At 37.2% G+C, this 17,569-nt stretch carries 20 protein-coding genes and 1 riboswitch; of the genes, 12 read left to right on the top strand and 8 right to left on the bottom strand.

Annotated elements, in window-relative coordinates; genetic code table 11:
• The first annotated feature begins 339 nt into the window (after positions 1-339).
• The 7 genes from MKL32_RS01285 (at position 340) to MKL32_RS01255 (ending at position 7,575) form a co-directional block, all read left to right on the top strand.
• Entirely contained in the window at positions 340-2,622 is a 2,283-nt protein-coding gene (locus tag MKL32_RS01285) for a molybdopterin-dependent oxidoreductase (RefSeq protein WP_270900087.1), read from the top strand.
• Between the two features lie 271 nt (positions 2,623-2,893).
• Entirely contained in the window at positions 2,894-3,931 is a 1,038-nt protein-coding gene (gene moaA, locus MKL32_RS01280; RefSeq protein WP_374761232.1) for a GTP 3',8-cyclase MoaA, read from the top strand.
• Between the two features lie 21 nt (positions 3,932-3,952).
• Positions 3,953-4,204: a MoaD/ThiS family protein gene (locus MKL32_RS01275; protein WP_042890700.1), complete on the top strand. Its 252-nt coding sequence runs from the start codon at positions 3,953-3,955 to the stop codon at positions 4,202-4,204.
• Between the two features lie 2 nt (positions 4,205-4,206).
• On the top strand, positions 4,207-4,749 hold the full coding sequence (locus MKL32_RS01270) for a molybdenum cofactor biosynthesis protein MoaE (RefSeq protein WP_004961653.1): 543 nt from the start codon (positions 4,207-4,209) through the stop codon (positions 4,747-4,749).
• A 15-nt stretch (positions 4,750-4,764) separates the two neighbouring features.
• The gene (gene moaCB / locus MKL32_RS01265) at positions 4,765-5,688 is read left to right on the top strand and encodes a bifunctional molybdenum cofactor biosynthesis protein MoaC/MoaB (RefSeq protein ID WP_270900086.1); all 924 of its coding nucleotides are present in this window, start codon (positions 4,765-4,767) and stop codon (positions 5,686-5,688) included.
• The gene (locus MKL32_RS01260; RefSeq protein ID WP_075696447.1) at positions 5,688-6,917 is read left to right on the top strand and encodes a molybdopterin molybdotransferase MoeA; all 1,230 of its coding nucleotides are present in this window, start codon (positions 5,688-5,690) and stop codon (positions 6,915-6,917) included. Before moaCB ends, MKL32_RS01260 begins: the two co-directional genes overlap by 1 nt.
• 175 nt (positions 6,918-7,092) lie before the next feature.
• Positions 7,093-7,575 carry a winged helix-turn-helix transcriptional regulator gene (locus MKL32_RS01255; RefSeq protein ID WP_004915585.1) on the top strand — a complete coding sequence of 161 codons (483 nt, stop codon included), beginning with the start codon at positions 7,093-7,095 and terminating at the stop codon, positions 7,573-7,575.
• 109 nt (positions 7,576-7,684) lie between these two features.
• On the opposite strand, the gene MKL32_RS01250 is transcribed toward MKL32_RS01255, so the two are convergent.
• Genes MKL32_RS01250 through tusD form a run of 4 tightly spaced genes read right to left on the bottom strand, consistent with a single transcriptional unit; the run spans position 7,685 to position 9,087 of the window.
• Positions 7,685-7,996 (bottom strand): TusE/DsrC/DsvC family sulfur relay protein, encoded by a 312-nt coding sequence (locus MKL32_RS01250; RefSeq protein ID WP_004915588.1) that lies wholly within the window; start codon positions 7,994-7,996, stop codon positions 7,685-7,687.
• Positions 7,997-8,025: 29 nt separating this feature from the next.
• Positions 8,026-8,310 (bottom strand): hypothetical protein, encoded by a 285-nt coding sequence (locus MKL32_RS01245; protein WP_270900085.1) that lies wholly within the window; start codon positions 8,308-8,310, stop codon positions 8,026-8,028.
• A gap of 13 nt (positions 8,311-8,323) precedes the next feature.
• On the bottom strand, positions 8,324-8,674 hold the full coding sequence (locus tag MKL32_RS01240; protein ID WP_004915593.1) for a hypothetical protein: 351 nt from the start codon (positions 8,672-8,674) through the stop codon (positions 8,324-8,326).
• 44 nt (positions 8,675-8,718) lie between these two features.
• Positions 8,719-9,087 (bottom strand): sulfurtransferase complex subunit TusD, encoded by a 369-nt coding sequence (tusD, locus tag MKL32_RS01235; protein WP_004954585.1) that lies wholly within the window; start codon positions 9,085-9,087, stop codon positions 8,719-8,721.
• A gap of 63 nt (positions 9,088-9,150) precedes the next feature.
• Here tusD and MKL32_RS01230 point away from each other — a divergent pair, with 63 nt between their 5' ends.
• The 4 genes from MKL32_RS01230 to MKL32_RS01215 all read left to right on the top strand — a co-directional run bounded on the left by MKL32_RS01230 (position 9,151) and on the right by MKL32_RS01215 (position 13,933).
• Positions 9,151-10,158, top strand: a complete 1,008-nt coding sequence (locus tag MKL32_RS01230; protein WP_270900084.1) for an SDR family NAD(P)-dependent oxidoreductase — start codon at positions 9,151-9,153, stop codon at positions 10,156-10,158.
• A 117-nt stretch (positions 10,159-10,275) separates the two neighbouring features.
• Positions 10,276-11,670, top strand: coding sequence for a class II fumarate hydratase (fumC, locus tag MKL32_RS01225; protein ID WP_151738491.1), 1,395 nt, complete (start codon positions 10,276-10,278; stop codon positions 11,668-11,670).
• Between the two features lie 119 nt (positions 11,671-11,789).
• On the top strand, positions 11,790-12,281 hold the full coding sequence (locus MKL32_RS01220) for a hypothetical protein (RefSeq protein WP_005402678.1): 492 nt from the start codon (positions 11,790-11,792) through the stop codon (positions 12,279-12,281).
• A 138-nt stretch (positions 12,282-12,419) separates the two neighbouring features.
• Positions 12,420-12,509, top strand: a riboswitch (glycine riboswitch).
• Positions 12,510-12,688: 179 nt separating this feature from the next.
• Positions 12,689-13,933 carry a D-amino acid dehydrogenase gene (locus MKL32_RS01215; protein ID WP_212638314.1) on the top strand — a complete coding sequence of 415 codons (1,245 nt, stop codon included), beginning with the start codon at positions 12,689-12,691 and terminating at the stop codon, positions 13,931-13,933.
• Between the two features lie 48 nt (positions 13,934-13,981).
• On the opposite strand, the gene MKL32_RS01210 is transcribed toward MKL32_RS01215, so the two are convergent.
• Positions 13,982-14,629, bottom strand: coding sequence for an A1S_1983 family putative colistin resistance protein (locus MKL32_RS01210; RefSeq protein WP_270900083.1), 648 nt, complete (start codon positions 14,627-14,629; stop codon positions 13,982-13,984).
• Positions 14,630-14,727: 98 nt separating this feature from the next.
• On the opposite strand from MKL32_RS01210, the gene ispF reads away from it, so the two are divergent.
• Positions 14,728-15,219: a 2-C-methyl-D-erythritol 2,4-cyclodiphosphate synthase gene (ispF, locus tag MKL32_RS01205; protein ID WP_004915605.1), complete on the top strand. Its 492-nt coding sequence runs from the start codon at positions 14,728-14,730 to the stop codon at positions 15,217-15,219.
• Here the strand turns inward: ispF and MKL32_RS01200 are convergent.
• The 3 genes from MKL32_RS01200 to MKL32_RS01190 all read right to left on the bottom strand — a co-directional run bounded on the left by MKL32_RS01200 (position 15,207) and on the right by MKL32_RS01190 (position 17,545).
• A complete protein-coding gene (locus tag MKL32_RS01200) occupies positions 15,207-15,731 on the bottom strand; it encodes a phosphatase domain-containing putative toxin (protein WP_087539282.1) in 525 nt (174 codons plus the stop codon). The two genes, ispF and MKL32_RS01200, sit on opposite strands and share 13 nt — an antisense overlap.
• Before the next feature lie 138 nt (positions 15,732-15,869).
• Complete coding sequence (gene argF / locus MKL32_RS01195; protein WP_004954568.1) at positions 15,870-16,790, bottom strand: ornithine carbamoyltransferase; 921 nt, start codon at positions 16,788-16,790, stop codon at positions 15,870-15,872.
• Between the two features lie 113 nt (positions 16,791-16,903).
• Complete coding sequence (locus MKL32_RS01190) at positions 16,904-17,545, bottom strand: TetR/AcrR family transcriptional regulator (protein ID WP_004954566.1); 642 nt, start codon at positions 17,543-17,545, stop codon at positions 16,904-16,906.
• Positions 17,546-17,569 lie beyond the last annotated feature (24 nt).

Raw genomic sequence — 17,569 nt, 5'->3', positions numbered from 1 at the left:
TATTCATGTATTAAAGGGATTGGATCAATAAAAATTATATTTTATGACAATAATCTTATTCATTTATCAGAACTCTGCTAAGTCAAGTCTTAGCTTTATTTCGATTGATTGTACTTGATCTTTTATTAAATAAGTTCTATTTTAGAACTTATAAGATTTTAAGTGATTGTCCAAAAATTTATTAGGATTTAAGATTATGTTTGGGCAATTAAAATTCATAAAAATAATCGAGATAACTGCTTGTCTTGCTTATTTCATCATTTGTAATTTGAGCCTTATTCGCTTTTAAAAATCAAAAGACCTTTAGTGAATGAGACTGCAAATCATAGGGAGAATAAAATGCCAATGTCGACTAGCGCTGCAAGACACGATGTGACTGCTTGTATTTTATGTTCGAGAAACTGTGGTTTAAGTGTTGAAGTTGAAAACAACCAATTTAAGAAAATTAAAGGTGATGATCAGCATCCGTTTTCACAAGGTTACATTTGTCAAAAAGCAGCGCGTTTACAGCATTATCAACAACATGCAGACCGTTTAACACATCCTTTGAAACGACAAGCTGATGGTTCATTTCAAGAAATTTCTTGGGATCAAGCGATCCAAGAAATCGCAGATCAATTGGTTGAAATTCGTGATGCACATGGCGGAACAGCATTTGCATCGGTTGGTGGTGGTGGACAAGGCAATCATCTAGGAGCGGCTTATGGTCGCCAACTATTGTATGCAATGAAAAGCTTTTATGCCTATAACTCACTTGCTCAAGAGAAAACTGGTGATTTCTGGGTAAATGGACGTTTGTTTGGCAGTCAAGCATGTCATACCACTGAAGATGTGGAACATGCGGATTATGTTTTATTTATTGGAACCAATCCGTTTCAAGCACATGGTATTCCAAATGCTCGTGATACTTTAAAACATATCAAGAAAGATCCAAACCGAACAATGGTGGTATTTGATCCGCGTGTTACTGAAACGGCTAAGCAAGCTGATATCCATGTGCAATTAAAACCTGGTACAGATTCCTATTTGATGTCTGCAATGATTGCGATCATGTTGCGCGAAGATTTGTATGATCAAGCATTTATTCAAAAGCATACGCATGGGTTTGAGCAAGTTAAACAAGCATTTTCAGCCATCCCAATTGAGAAACATATTGAGAAGGCAGATGTTTCAGTAGAATTGATCTATCAAATTGTCCGTGATTTTGCCAAAGCTAAGCGTGGTTGTGTTCGTATTGATTTAGGGATTCAGCATACTTTAAACACAACATTAAACGGATATTTGGAAAAACTACTTTATTTACTCGTAGGGCATTTTGGTAAACAGGGAACGAATAACTTACATACTATGTTTATTCCGATCTTGAGCAATACTCATGAGCGTAATCCTAAATATCGTCGCACGGTTCATCATAAGATGTTTCCAATATCAGGTTTTTTCCCACCAAATATTTTACCCGACGAAATTTTAAAAGCAGGTGATAAGCGAGTACGTGCAGTCTTTGTAGATAGTTGCAATCCATTGCTCACCTATCCAGATACCGCAGCTTATGAACAGGCATTCCAGTCATTGGAGTTGCTAGTCGTGGTTGATGTTGCGATGACAGAAACAGCACGATTAGCCCATTATGTATTGCCAGCGCATAGTCAATTTGAAAAGTGGGAATTTACAGGCTTTAATTTGGAATTCCCACAAAATGGTTTCCATTTGCGTCATCCGCTTTTTAAAGCTCAAGCCAATACGCTGCCTGAACCAGAAATCTATACTCGCTTACTTGAAGCCATGGGTGCTATTCCCAAACAATTTCCTTTACTGAATAAGATCGCGCAAAAGGATTCCGCTAAAACAGCATATCTAGGTTATTTTGCTGCACTTGCTGCCAATTTTGTGAAAAATAAAAAGTTAGTCCCATTTTCGGCATCTATTGTTTATCGAACACTTGGGCAGACACTACCAAATGACGCCGCATCAACGGCTTTATTATTGCCTTTGTGTATGCAGTATTCTGCTCAGTATTATAAAGCTGTCAAACAAGCGGGTTATAAAGGGAATCGTTTAACATTAGGCGTAAACTTATTCCAAGCGATATTGCAAAAACGTTCAGGCGTGATTCTCTCTAAACACAACTATGATGATGTCTGGGATTTAGTCGCTTATAAAGATAAAAAGATTCATTTAGTAATCCCTGAAATGTTGATTGAGTTAGCACAACTGAATCAACAAACTCAAGGTACAAGTGATCAGTTTCCATTTGTCTTATTGGTAGGTGAGCGCCGTAGCTATAACGCAAACCAAATCTACCGTGATCCAGCATGGCGTAAGGTTGATGCAGAAGGTCGCTTGAGAATGAATCCTGAAGATGCAGTTCATTTTGGCGTAGAGACAGGTCACTCATTACAGTGTATTTCGGAACATGGGCAGATTGCAGTGGTTGTAGAGATCGATGAGGGAATGCGAAAAGGGGTTGTTTCGCTGCCACATGGCTATGGTTTACGTTATAACGGGGGGCAGGCGATCGGACCTGAATTGAATCGATTAACTTCGTTAAAGCATTGCGATCCTTTATCGAAAACCCCATATCATAAACATGTGCCTGTACGACTAGATAAGCCTGCGGCATAGTTGATAGATTGAGTTGATTTGCACTATTTTATTGCGTTCAAATTTATATATGTTTTGAAATAGTGCAATTCCATTTAACCATAATCAGCTATAAATCATCAGATTTTGCTCTAGTATTAAAATGATAAGTTCATTCAACGAAACACAGACTATATGATTGATGAATTTTAGAAATTGGAATAATAATTGCTTAAGTAAAATTCTCATATGTTCAGGAAAATAGATACGCACACAACTTGTGCTGAACAAGATGAGAAAATTCACAATATGAGTGCATATGATGAAGCATGAAATACCTGAAACGAATTTACCGATCTTACAAGATCAGTATGGTCGTATTAAGCGTAAGTTACGTATTTCGGTGACGGATCGTTGCAATTTTAAATGTGTGTATTGTATGCCTGAACATCCTGAATGGATGAAAAAGCAAGATTTATTAAGTTTCGAATCCCTTTTGGTTTTTTGTACTTATATGGTGAAACAAGGCATTGAGAATATACGTATTACAGGTGGGGAACCTTTAATGCGACAAGGAGTTGTTCATTTCATCCGTGACTTACAGCAACTAAAAAAAATTGGTTTAAAACGTATTTCAATGACGACTAATGGTCATTACCTAGCGAAGTACGCTGATCAATTAAAAGCTGCTGGTTTGGATGATTTAAATATCAGCCTCGATAGTCTTGATGCAAAACAATTCAAAGCACTAACCAAGAAAGAACTTAATCCTGTACTAGAAGGAATAAAAGCCGCTCAAAAAGCTGAAATCCCTTTTAAAATTAATTGTGTTTTGATGAAAGATCACAATGATGATCAAATTCTACCGATGGTGAGATGGGCTAAAGATCAAAATATTCCATTACGTTTTATTGAGTTTATGCCGCTAGACGGTGATCAACATTGGACAAAAGATGCTGTAGTGAGCGAAGCAGAAATATTAGCGCGATTAAAGCCACATTATGCTATTGAGCTACTTCAACAAAATCATGAACCAGCACGCCAATATCTATTAGATGATGATTATCGAATTGGCATCATTTCGACGATTACCCACTCATTTTGTGGTGAGTGCGATCGTATTCGTTTAACTGCACAAGGTGAACTATTCAATTGTTTATTTGCTCAACAAGGTTTGAATATCAAAAACGATTTGTTGAACACCATTAAACAACATGTTGGTTTATCTGAAGTGTCATATCAAATGCTAGATCAAAAAATTAAACCTTATATCTGGCATAAGGCCAAAGGTTATCACGCGATACAAAACCAACAAGTACGTAAAATTAGTATGCACATGCTTGGAGGTTAGATTGAAAAATATGGAGAGGGTATGCAAACCATAGAAATTAAAATAGAAGCTTTTGGAGAGATAGAAAGATTACTACCCAAACCACTTCAATTTGAGTTTGCTAAAGAAAGTTTAATTTTAGATGTTTTAAATCATATTGTAGATTGTTATCCAGATGCTACAAAGGCGATGGATAAATGTGCTTGCGCGATAGGTGAAGATATTGTGACACGTCAGACCGTACTAAATTCATCATGCACAGTGGTGCTTTTGTCACCTGTTGCTGGAGGTTAGAAATGCGTGAGTTTTCAAGAGTTCAAGATCAAGCATTAAGTTTAGATATTTTTGATCCTATTCAGTCATTTCCTGAATGTGGAGGGATTGATGTTTTTATAGGAACTGTGCGAAACCATCATGAAGGAAAATCGGTAAAAGCACTTAAATATACCTCTTACACACCTGTCGCAGAAAAGATGATTCGTGACATAGAACAGGAAATTAAAGATAAATATCAAGTTTCTTATGTTCGAGTGATTCATCGTATTGGTTATTTGGATGTGAGTGACACCGCAATTATTGCAATTGCGTATGCTGCGCATCGTCGTGAAGCATTTCAAGCTTGCGAAGAAGCTGTTGAACGAGTCAAGCATGAAGTTCCAATTTGGAAAGAGGAATTTTTCACAGATGGAACAAGCCATTACGTTGAAGGCTGTTGTATTCGAAAAGATACTACTGATAATCTTCAATCGAAAAAGCACTTGAGTTCTCCTTTATCAAAAGCAGAATCAACAACGCATCAGCACCATGAACATTGTGCACATGACCATACACACGATTAAATTTAGGAAGTAGAGATGAAAAATGTTGGGATGAAACCCGAAAGTTATCGTGTAGCTGAAGCACAAGCTGTCTTACATGCACCTGCACATTGTATTCAACTTCTACGTGACGGAAATACTGAAAAGGGCGATGCGCTGAAAACTGCACGTATTGCAGGTATATTGGCAGCGAAACGAACGGATGAGCTGATTCCACTTTGCCATCCATTACCGATTTATCGTGCCGATGTTGAATATGAATTAAATGATGATTATGTCGTAATTTTAACCACTGTAGAAACGATTGGTCCTACAGGTGTTGAGATGGAGGCACTTACAGCTGCCAGTCTTGCCGGTTTAACGCTATATGACATGTTAAAACCACATTGTGAACCAGAAGAACTTTGTTTAGATCAATGTAAATTGCTCAAGAAAAAAGGCGGAAAATCACATTTCAAACGTACATTACGTCAACCTGTTTCTGCTGCAGTGATTGTTCTCTCAGATACTGTGGCAGCTGGTCGAAAACCTGATACGGCAGGAAAGTCAGTTGTTGATACTTTGACAGAAGCTGGTTTTGATCCAATTCATTATCAAATTCTGCCTGATGAATCTGATCAATTAAAGGATCTAGTGTTAGAGCTAAGCAAATCTTATGCATGCATTATGACTGTCGGTGGTACAGGAATCGGGAAGCGTGACATAACGGTAGATACGCTTGAGCCATTGTTAGAAAGAAAATTGGATGGTTTGATGGAGGCGGCGCGTTCTTTTGGACAGAAACGTACGCCATATGCGGCTATGTCACGTGGGGTGGCTGGTTTTATTGATCGTTCGTTAGTAGTGACTTTACCTGGTAGTCGTGGCGGCGCAAGTGAATCAATGGCTGCAATTTTGCCAGCCTTGGTGCATATTTTTGATGTTTGCCGTGATTTTCCACATCCAGGGGGATATGAGTAATGTCAGGATGTGGTGCTGAGAAAGGGTTGATCAGTATTGATGATGCTTTGGCGTTGATTCAGTCAACGCCTAGCGCATTGACGGTTGAGCAACTGCCATTAACCGAGTGTCTGAATCGTTATTTGGCTCAAGATGTGTATTCAGAGGTCGATTTACCCACTTTTTCACAAAGTGCTGTGGATGGGTATGCAATATGTTCATCCTCTGAAAATCTTCAAGATTCAGTATTTGAAGTTATTGGAGAGATAAAAGCAGGAAGTGATCTTGATCATCAACTTCTGCAGGGACAAGCCATACGTATTTTTACTGGGGGTAAGGTTCCAACTGGAACGACACATGTCGCTAGACAAGAAATTGTAAAGATCGAATCAAATAATAAAATCCGATTAGTCGAACATATTCAGCAACAAGCAGATATTCGTTTTGCAGGCGAGGAAATTCAATTAGGTCAGAAGATTGCTGAATGTGGTCAGAAAATTAATATTGGTGCGCTTGCAGCATTGAGTATGATCGGTGTACGAAGTATTGCTGTATATAGACTACCTAAAGTAGCTGTACTCGTCACTGGTGATGAAGTTGCTGAAACACCAGAAGATTTAAAAGCTGGCAAAGTTTTTGATGCAAATGGACCTTTATTAAAAGCATGGTTTGAAGATTACGGCATAGAGGTAAATATTCTGCACATTGCTGATGAGTCTCAACGTGTTACTCAATGTTTTAACCAATTAAAACAACAATATGATGTGATCATCACCACAGGTGGTGTATCTGTTGGGGACTATGATTTTGTCCGTCCTTGTTCATTTGACGCAGGTTTCGAACAAATATTTTGGAAAGTTAAACAAAAACCAGGTAAACCACTTTTCTTCGCCCAATATATTGAAGATGAGCATCGCTGTTTTTTACTTGGATTGCCTGGAAATCCAGCTGCAGTTTATGTTTGCATGCAAATCTATGGCAAGGTTTTATTAGATGCATTGCAAAATCAAGATCAATCAATCAATTGGTTTAGTGGAACATTAACACACGAACTTAAATCTGATGCACGTGAGCGTTTTTTAAGAATGCAGGCTTATTACGAACATGGACAATTAAAATTAAAAAGTCTAGCTAAGCAACAATCACATATGCTCAGTAATTTAATGCAAGCAAATTGTTTGGTTCGAGTTCCTGCAAATACTAAACTTGAGATTGGACAAGAATTAACAGGTGTATTTATAACGATTTAATTTTTGATTACATTATGTAACTAGCATTGTTTTTAGATGTTGTTGACGAGTTCTGATATTGCATCTAAACAATAAACTGGTTTAGTGTAATATCAGTATTGTTTTTCTTATAAATAATACGGTTCAAGACATGGATGGTGTCTTTTAATACTTTAAAAATAATTAGGTGATAATAATGAAATGGGAAGAAATCGGTGAGCAACCATGTTCTGTTGCTAGAACACTTTCGGTTCTAGGTGATCGTTGGACAATGTTGATTCTGCGAAATGCTTTTATGGGTATACGCCGTTTTGATGATTTCCAGCGCAGCTTAGGGCTAACACGTCATGTGTTATCAGAACGTTTAAAACGACTTGTAGAACATGAAATTTTAGTTAAAGTTCCTTATGTCGAGCGTCAAGAACGGTTTGAATATCAACTTACAGAAAAAGGACTAGACTTGTATCCAATCATTCTTTCGATGGTACAGTGGGCTGATAAGTGGATGGATAAAGGGTTAGGTAAGCCGATAGAATTTACACATAAAAGTTGTGGCAAGAAAATAAGCCCCAAAGTAGTTTGTTCTGAATGCGAAGAGCCTATTCGTGTAAAAGATGTAAGAGTTGCAGCTGGACCAGGGTATTTCGCTTTCGTGGAGCAAAAGAAGAAGACAGCTTAATTCAAGTTTCTTCTTGTTCTATCTCATGTTTTATTACATGAGATAGAACTTCAAAAATTTTAGGGTTTAATCTGTTATCTATGCTAAAAAAAACTTTAATCATAAGTGTTTACAAACAATTTGCAGGTTTGGGAACGCCCGCCAATCGGCTTAGGTGGCGTGCAACTAAACCTGTATTGAACTTCTGCTGTAGTTCAGCATTGTTAATCTCAGGGCTTACCGTTTTCATTAAAAATTTTATTAGTGGTCGGGTAGCTGGAGAATGTCCAAACTGTTGATAAAACTGACGTACAGCATTTAAAACCTCAAAATGCCATTCTGTGAGCTCCAAATCTAATGATTTAGCAAGCTCCTTAGCAACTTCATGGTTCCAAACGGTATAGTCAACTAAATGTCCGTCTTGATCTAGCTCTAATTGCATAAAATAGCCTAAGCAAAATTAAAAATATCTTATTTAAGTGTAATACAATGATGAAATTCTAAAACTAAATCAGCAAAATCAGAGTATTGCAAAATGTTGATTTGCGTGTGATTAGTCTGATTTAGTAAATTAACATCTGAATCTAAACAATATATGCTCCGATAATTATTAAAAATTTCCTCAGGTACAGCTAACAAAGCTTCACCCATGATCACGATCGGGTCGTCAACTAATGCAAATTGATATAGCTCGCTCAAAACTTTCGCCAGATTGCTATATGGCGCCTGAATGATAATTAATGTTTTTTTGTTCATGGGGAAAACTCAATCACCAATATAAGACATGATCAAATGATCGAACGAATTCAGGAAGCAGGTTAACCAGTTCTATATCTTGATCAGAATTTTGAACCTCATGACGATCTTTATTTTTTTCTTCAATCAGAATTGGTGTCAAATCATAAAATTCAAAACTTTCCACCATATTGGATGCAATTTTAAAAGCATCACGGAATTGATTAAATTGTAGCTTATTGTTTAGTAGGCTAATTGCAGCGTCTTTGAATAATACTTTGACAGATATGCCAAAGGTTGCTAAAACCATAGTAGCAGATAAACTTTCGTTGATTTGCAAACTGGTCAAATTGGGCTGCGTTAGGATGACGAGTACAGTTTTCACACAATTTACCTTTTAAAAGCAACACTCTAATAAAGAACTTAGAATTAAAATTGAATTAACCGCGAACAGCTTTGCACAGCATCAGCTAATTCACCGAGACCGACTAACTCAAATCCTTGAGCTAAGTTGTGATGTTGTAGCGAATGACGTTGCGCATTGTCCGCATCAGTGATTCCTCTAGCGAGAGCAGCACTGACACAGACAGGGAGTCGAATACCAAGTTTTTGCCATTCATGTTTCAAATTACGTTGATCATCAGGAAACCACTGAAAATCATTCGCGACTTGAACACCATCTTGGTAAAAGAAAACACGAAACTCTTCATGCTTGTCTTGCAATGCTTGAGCTAAACCAAAAGCATGCCAAGCGATGATAGACGTTGGTGCTGAGGTAATTAATAGTAGTGTACTCATTGAACATTCACTATAGCTATAGTCGGCAAATGATGGACATATTAAAAAGAAGGTAAGTATACAATGATTTTGGTGACAGGTGGTTTAGGCTTTATTGGTTCCCACATTGCCTTGAGTTTATTGGCTCGAGGTCATGAGATCGTCATTGTTGATAACTTAGCTAATTCTACATTGCAAACTTTGGAACGCCTAGAATATATCTCAGGTATGTATATACCATTTGCCAAGCTCGATGTCCGAAATACACCAGCATTAAATAAAGTCTTTGAACAGTACTCAATAGACACTGTTATTCACACGGCAAGTTTTAAATCTTTAGAAGAATCAGTGTTAAAACCACTTGAATATTATAACGATAATGTCAGTAGTATTATGAGCTTACTCCGTGCGATGCAACGGATGGGCGTTCGGCAACTAGTTAATATTTCCAGTTTAGCCGTTTATGGTAAATCTGATGATCAGTTGATTGAGGACACGGAATTTAATTATACCTATTCAAATCCTTATATTCGTTCGCAACAAATGGTTGAAGACATTATTGCTGACACTTACAAATTCGACCCTGATTGGAAAATGGTAAATCTAAGACTATCTAATATTGTTGGTGCATTTGAACATGGGGTTTTAGGGGAATACGTTCCGCAATTGCCCAAAAATATCGTACCACTCGCTTTGCAGGTTGCCGCGATGCAAAGAGAGTGCATTGAACTCCAAAATCAGGCAAATACTACTGATGGTACTGTTGAGCGAAGTTTTTTGCATGTATTGGATGCTTGTGATGCTGTATTAGCATCTTTACATTGGTTATCAACTCAACAAGGTTGCTTAGAGAGTTTTAATATCGCCCATAATGATTTAACTTCAATAAGCAAATTAATTGAAGATATTAGTAAAGTAACCAAAATGGAGATACGCGTGCAGCCAGCTGTTTATCAACATGAGGAGCTTAGTCAGCTTGGGGCGAATATAGATAAGGCTGCGAAAATATTGAATTGGACTCCTAAGCGTTCTTTAACCCAGATGATTGAGGATGAATGGAGATTTTATCTCAATATTTTGAAGGGTAACTAATAAATAATGATTCTTATTTACATTTATGACTACTTTCATTAGGATAGAAATATTAGCCAAAGCACCATCCGCTCTAGCCCATTTATAAAAGTTTATTGATTGAATTTGAGGTGTTTTATGCAAATGCGAATTGAACATGACACGATGGGTGAGGTTGCAGTTCCAAACAATGCTTTATGGGGGGCGCAAACTCAAAGAAGTTTGCAAAACTTCAAAATAGGACATGAAAGATTACCAAGAGCAATGATTCGTGCAATGGGGCTTGTAAAGAAAGCCGCAGCAATAACTAATGCTGAGTTAAAACAACTGCCTCAAGAGTTAAGCCAATATATCGTAGATGCTGCTGAAGAGGTGATTGAAGGCAAGTGGGATGATCAATTTCCACTTGTAGTGTGGCAAACAGGCTCGGGTACGCAAAGTAATATGAATTGCAATGAAGTGATTGCAAATATTGCAAATCAGAAGCTTGGTCATGCTTTAGGTGCCCAAAATCCTGTACATCCAAATGATCATGTAAATCGAGCTCAATCGACAAACGATTCTTTTCCTACTGCAATTCATGTTGCTGCCGCACTTCAAATTAATGAATTATTAATCCCTGCCGTTGAGAAGTTAAAAGATACTCTGCACGCTAAATCACAAGAGTTTAATGACATCGTGAAGATTGGACGTACACATCTACAAGATGCAACGCCGCTTACATTGGGTCAAGAATTTAGTGGCTATGTCTCACAGCTTGAACATGGACTTAAGCGTTTAAACCAAGCATTAGCTGGTTTGTATGAATTGCCACTTGGTGGAACGGCTGTTGGCACTGGGTTAAATGCTCATCCAGATTATGCAGTCAAAGCAGCTGAACAGTTAAGTGGTTTGACGGGACTACCTTTTATAACAGCACCTAATAAGTTTGAAGCATTGGCAGGAAGAGATGCTGCGGTATTTGCCTCAGGTGCTCTAAAAACGCTAGCTGTCAGCCTAAATAAGATCGCCAATGATATTCGATGGTTAGCTAGTGGACCTCGCTGTGGTTTTGGGGAGTTGCGGATTCCTGAAAATGAACCTGGCTCTAGCATTATGCCTGGTAAAGTCAATCCAACTCAAAGTGAGGCTATGACGATGGTTGTTGCTCAAGTGTTAGGGAATGATACGACGATCAATGTCGCAGGTGCATCGGGTAATTTTGAGCTAAATGTTTTTATGCCTGTGATTGCTTATAATCTTTTACAATCTATTCAATTGCTTGGCGATGCTTGTAATAGTTTTAACGATCATTGTGCAGTAGGAATTGAGCCAAATCGAGATAAAATTGATTATTTCTTGCATAATTCATTAATGTTAGTCACAGCACTTAATCCTGTGATTGGTTATGAAAATTCAGCCAAAGTAGCTAAAACAGCATATAAAGAAAATAAAACCCTTAAGCAGGTGGCTGTAGAACTTGGTTTAGTCTCCGAAGCGCAATTTGATGAGGTGGTTAAGCCAGAAAATATGGTCTCTCCAAACACTAAATAAAGTGCTTTAAATATATCAATAAAAAAACCTTTACCTTTGCTGAGGGTTTTTTTATGAGTAGTTTTTATAAAGTGAACTGCGTACAATACGCTTTTGATTTATTTGACTGTTGCTTTGTTATGCTCAAAATATATTTAACAGATACTCAAACCCATATCCAATTTTCAGATATTCCAAATGAAAATCCTGTTAAGTTTCTGTTAAATTTAAAAAAAATATTTCCTAGTACAGCCGATTTATTATTGCCTGTACTACCTGAAGACAACAATTTAGAAAACGTAACATGGGAAGCTACATCGAGTGATTTTGATGTATTTAAAAAGCTTGTTGAAGGTTGGGGGATTATTGAGCTACGCCTAAGTGCAATCACAACATATAAAGATAAGAATTTTGCGAATGATTTAGTGAAGAAAGCGCAGATCAGACGTAAGCAAATTTCCCAAAAGCATCCTCAGTTATCATTGATTGAGCTTGATTATATTTTAATGCACGAAATCCATGCTTTGATTGATGCTGAATTAGTAATGATTGGAGAAAAATTTTATTTACCTAAGTTAAGAGAACTTTGGAAAGGAAATTTCTCTGAACAAATTTTGCAATGCAAATTCTAAAAAATCTAAAGCAGACAAATCGTCTGCTTTTTTTATTCTTGAGCAAATTTAGAGTAGAATAAAGAACGACCTACAAAGAATTACAACATATTCATGTCTGTATTTCACTACGGCATATATATTGCTTATAGGGATATAAATATTATTGCGGGAGAGAAGTTCTTCAATGAACTCGCCGAAGGAGCAACGACCCCGGAAACTCTCAGGCAAAAGGACTGTAATAATATAAATACAATCTGGAGAGCAGTGCTCTTAATGTAGAAACAACACAATTTATTTTCTACACAAAACACTCACCGAAGGGGAAGGCTTAATGATTAATTGGTAATCATCTGCCGAAACTCTCAGGTACCATGACAGATGGGGCTATACAAAAAAGGAATGCTTTGCATTTCTAGGAGTTAGCTATGCCTCATGTTGTTGTTATTGGTGCGGGGATTACGGGTGTAACGTCTGCATATGAATTAATAAAATTAGGTTATCAAGTGACGGTAATCGATCGTCATCTATTTCCAGCGATGGAAACCTCTTTTGCGAATGGGGGGCAGTTATCCGCTTGTAATGCTGAAGTCTGGAATCAAAAAGCAACAGTGCTAAAGGGCATTAAATGGATGAGTAAAAAAGATGCACCATTGTTGCTCAATCCTTCATTTAGTGTGCATAAATATCGTTGGTTGGTCGAATTCTTAACACATATTAAAAACTACAAAGCAAATACCATTGAAACAGTGGGTTTAGCACTTATGGCTAGACAACGTCTTTTTGAGGTCGCTGAAAAAGAGAATCTGTCATTTGATCTTGAAAAGCGTGGCATTTTGCACATGTACCATACAAAAGAAGATTTCGAAATTGCAAAAAAAGTGAATGATATCTTAGTAGAAGGAAAACTTGAGCGTAATGCAATCACTCCAGAGGAAATGAGAGCAATAGAGCCTACGTTGACTGGAGATTATTATGGTGGATATTACACAGCTGGAGATGCGACTGGAGATATCCATAAATATTCAGTAGGCTTAGCACAAAAAACTGAAGAATATGGTGTTAATTATCGCTTTGGATTAGATGTTGTAGACGTAAAATGTTTACAAGACAAAGTGATTATTCAATGTAAAAAAAGCTCTGAAAATATGGATGCTGAATCTGAAGAGCACACTGAAATTGAAGCGGATTTGATTGTTGTGTGTGGTGGTGTGGGAAGTTATCAGTTAGCAGATATGCTTGGAGATAGCGTCAATGTGTATCCAGTGAAAGGATACTCGATCACAGTGCAACTCAAAGATGAACGTAGTGTCAAGAATGCACCTTGGGTCAGTCTGTTAGATGAAAGTGCAAAAATTGTGACATCACGCTTGGGCGCAGATCGTTTCCGTGTGGCTGGTACAGCTGAATTTAATGGCTATAACCGTGATATACGTGCTGATCGGATTCAACCATTAATCAATTGGGTTAACCAAAATTTTGATATTTCTACAGAGCATTCAGTACCTTGGGCTGGGTTGCGTCCAATGATGCCTAATATGCTGCCTGTCGTTAAGCAAGGTCGACAATCACGTGTTTTCTACAATACGGGACATGGACATTTAGGATGGACATTATCAGCAGCTACTGCTGTGATTATTAGTCAAGAAATCTCACAAAAATTTCCAAACTAAATTAAAAAATGCCGATGTTTATACATCGGCATTTTTTCATAATTCTTCTTAATCGTATAAACGATATATTCCTGTAAAACGCTCACATCCTTTTTGGTCACTTTTAATAACAAGTAGAGCTTTTTGAAAATTAAATTGATATTGGCATTTTTTTTCATTATCAATAATTTGGCTCTTTTTTTCGGGTGTGCTGTATGCGAGAAGAGATATAGTTTGGGTTTCAATGCGATTGTTTGGATTACGGTAGGCTATACCTTCAATTTTTAGCTTATCTTTATCAAGTTGATGAATCTTTAAGTGCACAGGAAGCTCAGACAATCTACCATTCTCAAATTTTAAATAATGTTGCGTGAGCGTTTGATTCATCGATGTATAAAAGTTCAAATCATCAAAACGCAAATCAAATTGTTGCTGAAAACATGTCTTTGATTTGCATTGTTGAATTTGATTAAGCCAGAGTTTTTGCGTGTCGTGTAAAAGTTGCAAAGGTGCATCTGTAACAAGATAAGCTGTTAAAAACTTATTATTTAGCTTTTGAACATTATCCGAATGTTGCTGTGAGCAAATTTTCTTTCCTTGAAATTTGCTATTAGTGCAATCAATAGATTTCGCGTACACAAATGTTGAGCAAAAACAACTCAATGTAATAATGTAACCCGTTTTCTTTAATTGATTTCTTACAGTGTTAAACAGCATAATCACTTATACTTTCAGTCTAATTTGCTCAACGTACTATAGCGAAATAGAAAGCCTGAATACAAGATTTGTTCGGTATATTGTAAAAGGAAAATCATATGGTTGCTCAAATTCGTATTGGACAAGGGATCGATGTACATGCGTTTGAAGAAGGTGACTTTGTAACTCTCGCAGGTATTAAAATTCCACATACTCAGGGTTTAAAAGCACATTCAGATGGTGACGTTGTATTGCATGCGCTTTGCGATGCGTTATTAGGTGCATTAGCATTAGGTGATATAGGGCAGCATTTCCCAGATACTGATCCACGATACAAAGGTGCTGATAGTCGAGTTTTGCTCAAGCATGTGTATCAGTTAATCTTAGATCGAGGTTATCATCTAAATAATGCAGATATTACAGTTGCATGTGAACGTCCAAAGCTTGCTAAGCATAATTTAGAAATGCGCCAATCTATCGCGGATGTATTAGATGTGGATGTGACGCAAATTAGTATTAAGGCAACAACAACAGAACAGCTTGGATTTACTGGTCGTCAAGAGGGTATCTTAGCGACAGCGACGGTTTTAATTTCTCATCAAGTAAAATGATTTGTGTTAATCAGTGACTGCTCTAGTTCTAATGTTGATTTTCTTCCTTGTAGCTGTAATGAAACACTGTGAATTAGACCAGTCCAAGTTTCATTAGGTTCCCATACCTGATGAAGTAACTCTTGGGCAGTTGGCATATCCATATTCATATAATACTGACGGTATAAATAGATCAAACAACTCGCACGCATATTTTCCGTGCAGTGTAGCCAGACAATTTCATTTTTAACAAGATGGTCGATTAAATCTAAAACAAGTAAGCATTGATCAGAGCTTGGAATTTCCCAGTTAATTGGAATGTGTATGTAATTTAGCCCGATATCTAAGCAAATTTGATCTTGGTGATTGAGATGATCTGCAGATTTACTAGTAGATAAATTAATAACAGTACTGCACCCATATTCTTTAATATGATGAAGTTGATCTATGGTGGGTTGCGCCGAGTTAAATAAGTGCTCATGGACAAAGGAAAAGTGTGGTACTTGTGATAAAGCTTGTTCTAAGGAAGTCATAATATCTACTATTTAATTAGTTCGCTTCTCAAAATATGAGAAATTTACACTAAAGTATTTAATCTAATATACGTCTTTTACTTCAAGTCTTCAATTTTTGTCAAAAAAAAACAGCATCAATTGATGCTGTTTTTTTAGTTAGTCTTTCTTTAAATTTTCATTAAGCAAGAATTCCATTAATGCTTTTTGTGCATGCAAACGGTTTTCTGCTTCAGACCAAACCACAGAGTTTTTGTGATCAAGCATATTTTCTGAAATCTCTTCGCCACGATGAGCTGGTAAGCAATGCATAAACAAACAGTCTGGATGTGCTAAATCCATGAGTTTTTCATTTACTTGGAAGTCAGCAAATGCTTTTTCTCTTAATTTTTGTTCTTCTTCTTGCCCCATGCTTGCCCAAACGTCTGTCACGATCAGATCAGCATTCACCGCGGCATCTTCAGCTTTATTGAAAACTTCAACACAGTCAGCAAATTCAGCTAAAAATTCAGGTTTCGGTTCGTAACCTTCTGGAGATGCAATTTTGAGTTTGAAACCCATCATGTGAGCAGCTTCGATATACGAATTACACATGTTATTGCCATCACCAATCCATGCAACTGTTCGACCTTTGATACTACCTCGATGCTCTTCATAAGTTTGCAGATCTGCAAGAAGTTGGCAAGGGTGATGATCGTCAGTGAGACCGTTGATTACAGGTACAGTAGAATAAGACGCAAAGCGCTCTACGATGTCATGACCGAATGTACGAATCATAACGATATCTAGCATGCTTGAAATTACACGAGCTGAATCTTCAATTGGTTCGCCACGACCAAGCTGAGTATCGCGCGGAGATAGGAAAATGGCATTACCACCGAATTGGCAAATTCCAGCTTCGAATGAAATGCGAGTACGTGTACTTGATTTTTCGAAGATCATTCCCAAAACTTTACCAACAAAAGGCTGGAATACCGTATTACTATGTTGCATGCGTTTAAGTTCATGAGCACGATCTAAAATGCGTTGCAATTCTAAAGAAGACAGGTCTCTTAAAGTCAGGAAATGCCGAAGCGCCATAATTACTCCCACAATAATTATTGAATAAAAACAATAATTAAATGTTGTTTAATGGGTGGTGAACAAAAAAGGAATTGACTACTATACTATACGCTCAAGAAAAAGCAAAAGAATTAGACTTTTTGATGAGCTTTTAGAAACAAATCAACAGAAAAATCAATATAATCAAATATTTCTTTGTCTTCTGCGGGTACATCTAGACCCATCAAAATACGCCATTCAACATCCCGAAGAATTCCAAAATACATCGTGGCTGAAAATTGTGGCTTTTCGCAAAAAATTTCACCTGAATGATGAGCTTGTTCTAGCGCAAGTGAAACACTGTTTTGAATGTTCATCGCACATTTATTATAAAGATAGTGGGCAAGGTCGGTATTGTTTTGTGATTGCTCAAGAAACATACGCATGAATGCAATATTTTTAGGCTGTATGATGTGTTGATAAAATCTTTGCAGCGTTTGTACAAGGTAATTTCTTAAGTTTGTAACATTACAAATGTATGGTAAGCATATATCTTTGAAGAAGACTTCGCGGCGGTAATCGCAGATCGCAGTGAAAAGCCCTTCTTTATTGCCAAAATACTTATAAATTGATGTTTTTGAACCGCCGGCATGATGAACAATATCATCTAAAGAAACAGCATCATAACCGCGTTCTAAGAACAGATCAGTTGCACAAATCAGCAGTGCAAGTCGACGCTCTTGTCCACGACGAGTTTGAGGTTGTTCACAACTTGGATAACAAAGATCAGTCATTACTCTGGCTTAGATATAGCGGGA

It is taken from the genome of Acinetobacter sp. AOR34_HL, assembly GCF_027854795.1.
Classification (GTDB): domain Bacteria; phylum Pseudomonadota; class Gammaproteobacteria; order Pseudomonadales; family Moraxellaceae; genus Acinetobacter; species Acinetobacter junii.
The sequence above is the reverse complement of the archived record's forward strand: the minus strand, read 5'-3'. Positions and strand labels throughout refer to the sequence as shown.

Bases quoted from the DNA above. Each gene is read 5' to 3' on its own strand.
- MKL32_RS01285 (WP_270900087.1), top strand. From the start codon at position 340: ATGCCAATGTCGACTAGCGCTGCAAGACACGATGTGACTGCTTGTATT.
- MKL32_RS01275 (WP_042890700.1), top strand. From the start codon at position 3,953: ATGCAAACCATAGAAATTAAAATAGAAGCTTTTGGAGAGATAGAAAGA.
- MKL32_RS01270 (WP_004961653.1), top strand. From the start codon at position 4,207: ATGCGTGAGTTTTCAAGAGTTCAAGATCAAGCATTAAGTTTAGATATT.
- moaCB (WP_270900086.1), top strand. From the start codon at position 4,765: ATGAAAAATGTTGGGATGAAACCCGAAAGTTATCGTGTAGCTGAAGCA.
- MKL32_RS01260 (WP_075696447.1), top strand. From the start codon at position 5,688: ATGTCAGGATGTGGTGCTGAGAAAGGGTTGATCAGTATTGATGATGCT.
- MKL32_RS01255 (WP_004915585.1), top strand. From the start codon at position 7,093: ATGAAATGGGAAGAAATCGGTGAGCAACCATGTTCTGTTGCTAGAACA.
- MKL32_RS01250 (WP_004915588.1), bottom strand. From the start codon at position 7,996: ATGCAATTAGAGCTAGATCAAGACGGACATTTAGTTGACTATACCGTT.
- MKL32_RS01245 (WP_270900085.1), bottom strand. From the start codon at position 8,310: ATGAACAAAAAAACATTAATTATCATTCAGGCGCCATATAGCAATCTG.
- tusD (WP_004954585.1), bottom strand. From the start codon at position 9,087: ATGAGTACACTACTATTAATTACCTCAGCACCAACGTCTATCATCGCT.
- MKL32_RS01230 (WP_270900084.1), top strand. From the start codon at position 9,151: ATGATTTTGGTGACAGGTGGTTTAGGCTTTATTGGTTCCCACATTGCC.
- fumC (WP_151738491.1), top strand. From the start codon at position 10,276: ATGCAAATGCGAATTGAACATGACACGATGGGTGAGGTTGCAGTTCCA.
- MKL32_RS01220 (WP_005402678.1), top strand. From the start codon at position 11,790: ATGCTCAAAATATATTTAACAGATACTCAAACCCATATCCAATTTTCA.
- MKL32_RS01215 (WP_212638314.1), top strand. From the start codon at position 12,689: ATGCCTCATGTTGTTGTTATTGGTGCGGGGATTACGGGTGTAACGTCT.
- MKL32_RS01210 (WP_270900083.1), bottom strand. From the start codon at position 14,629: ATGCTGTTTAACACTGTAAGAAATCAATTAAAGAAAACGGGTTACATT.
- ispF (WP_004915605.1), top strand. From the start codon at position 14,728: ATGGTTGCTCAAATTCGTATTGGACAAGGGATCGATGTACATGCGTTT.
- MKL32_RS01200 (WP_087539282.1), bottom strand. From the start codon at position 15,731: ATGACTTCCTTAGAACAAGCTTTATCACAAGTACCACACTTTTCCTTT.
- argF (WP_004954568.1), bottom strand. From the start codon at position 16,790: ATGGCGCTTCGGCATTTCCTGACTTTAAGAGACCTGTCTTCTTTAGAA.
- MKL32_RS01190 (WP_004954566.1), bottom strand. From the start codon at position 17,545: ATGACTGATCTTTGTTATCCAAGTTGTGAACAACCTCAAACTCGTCGT.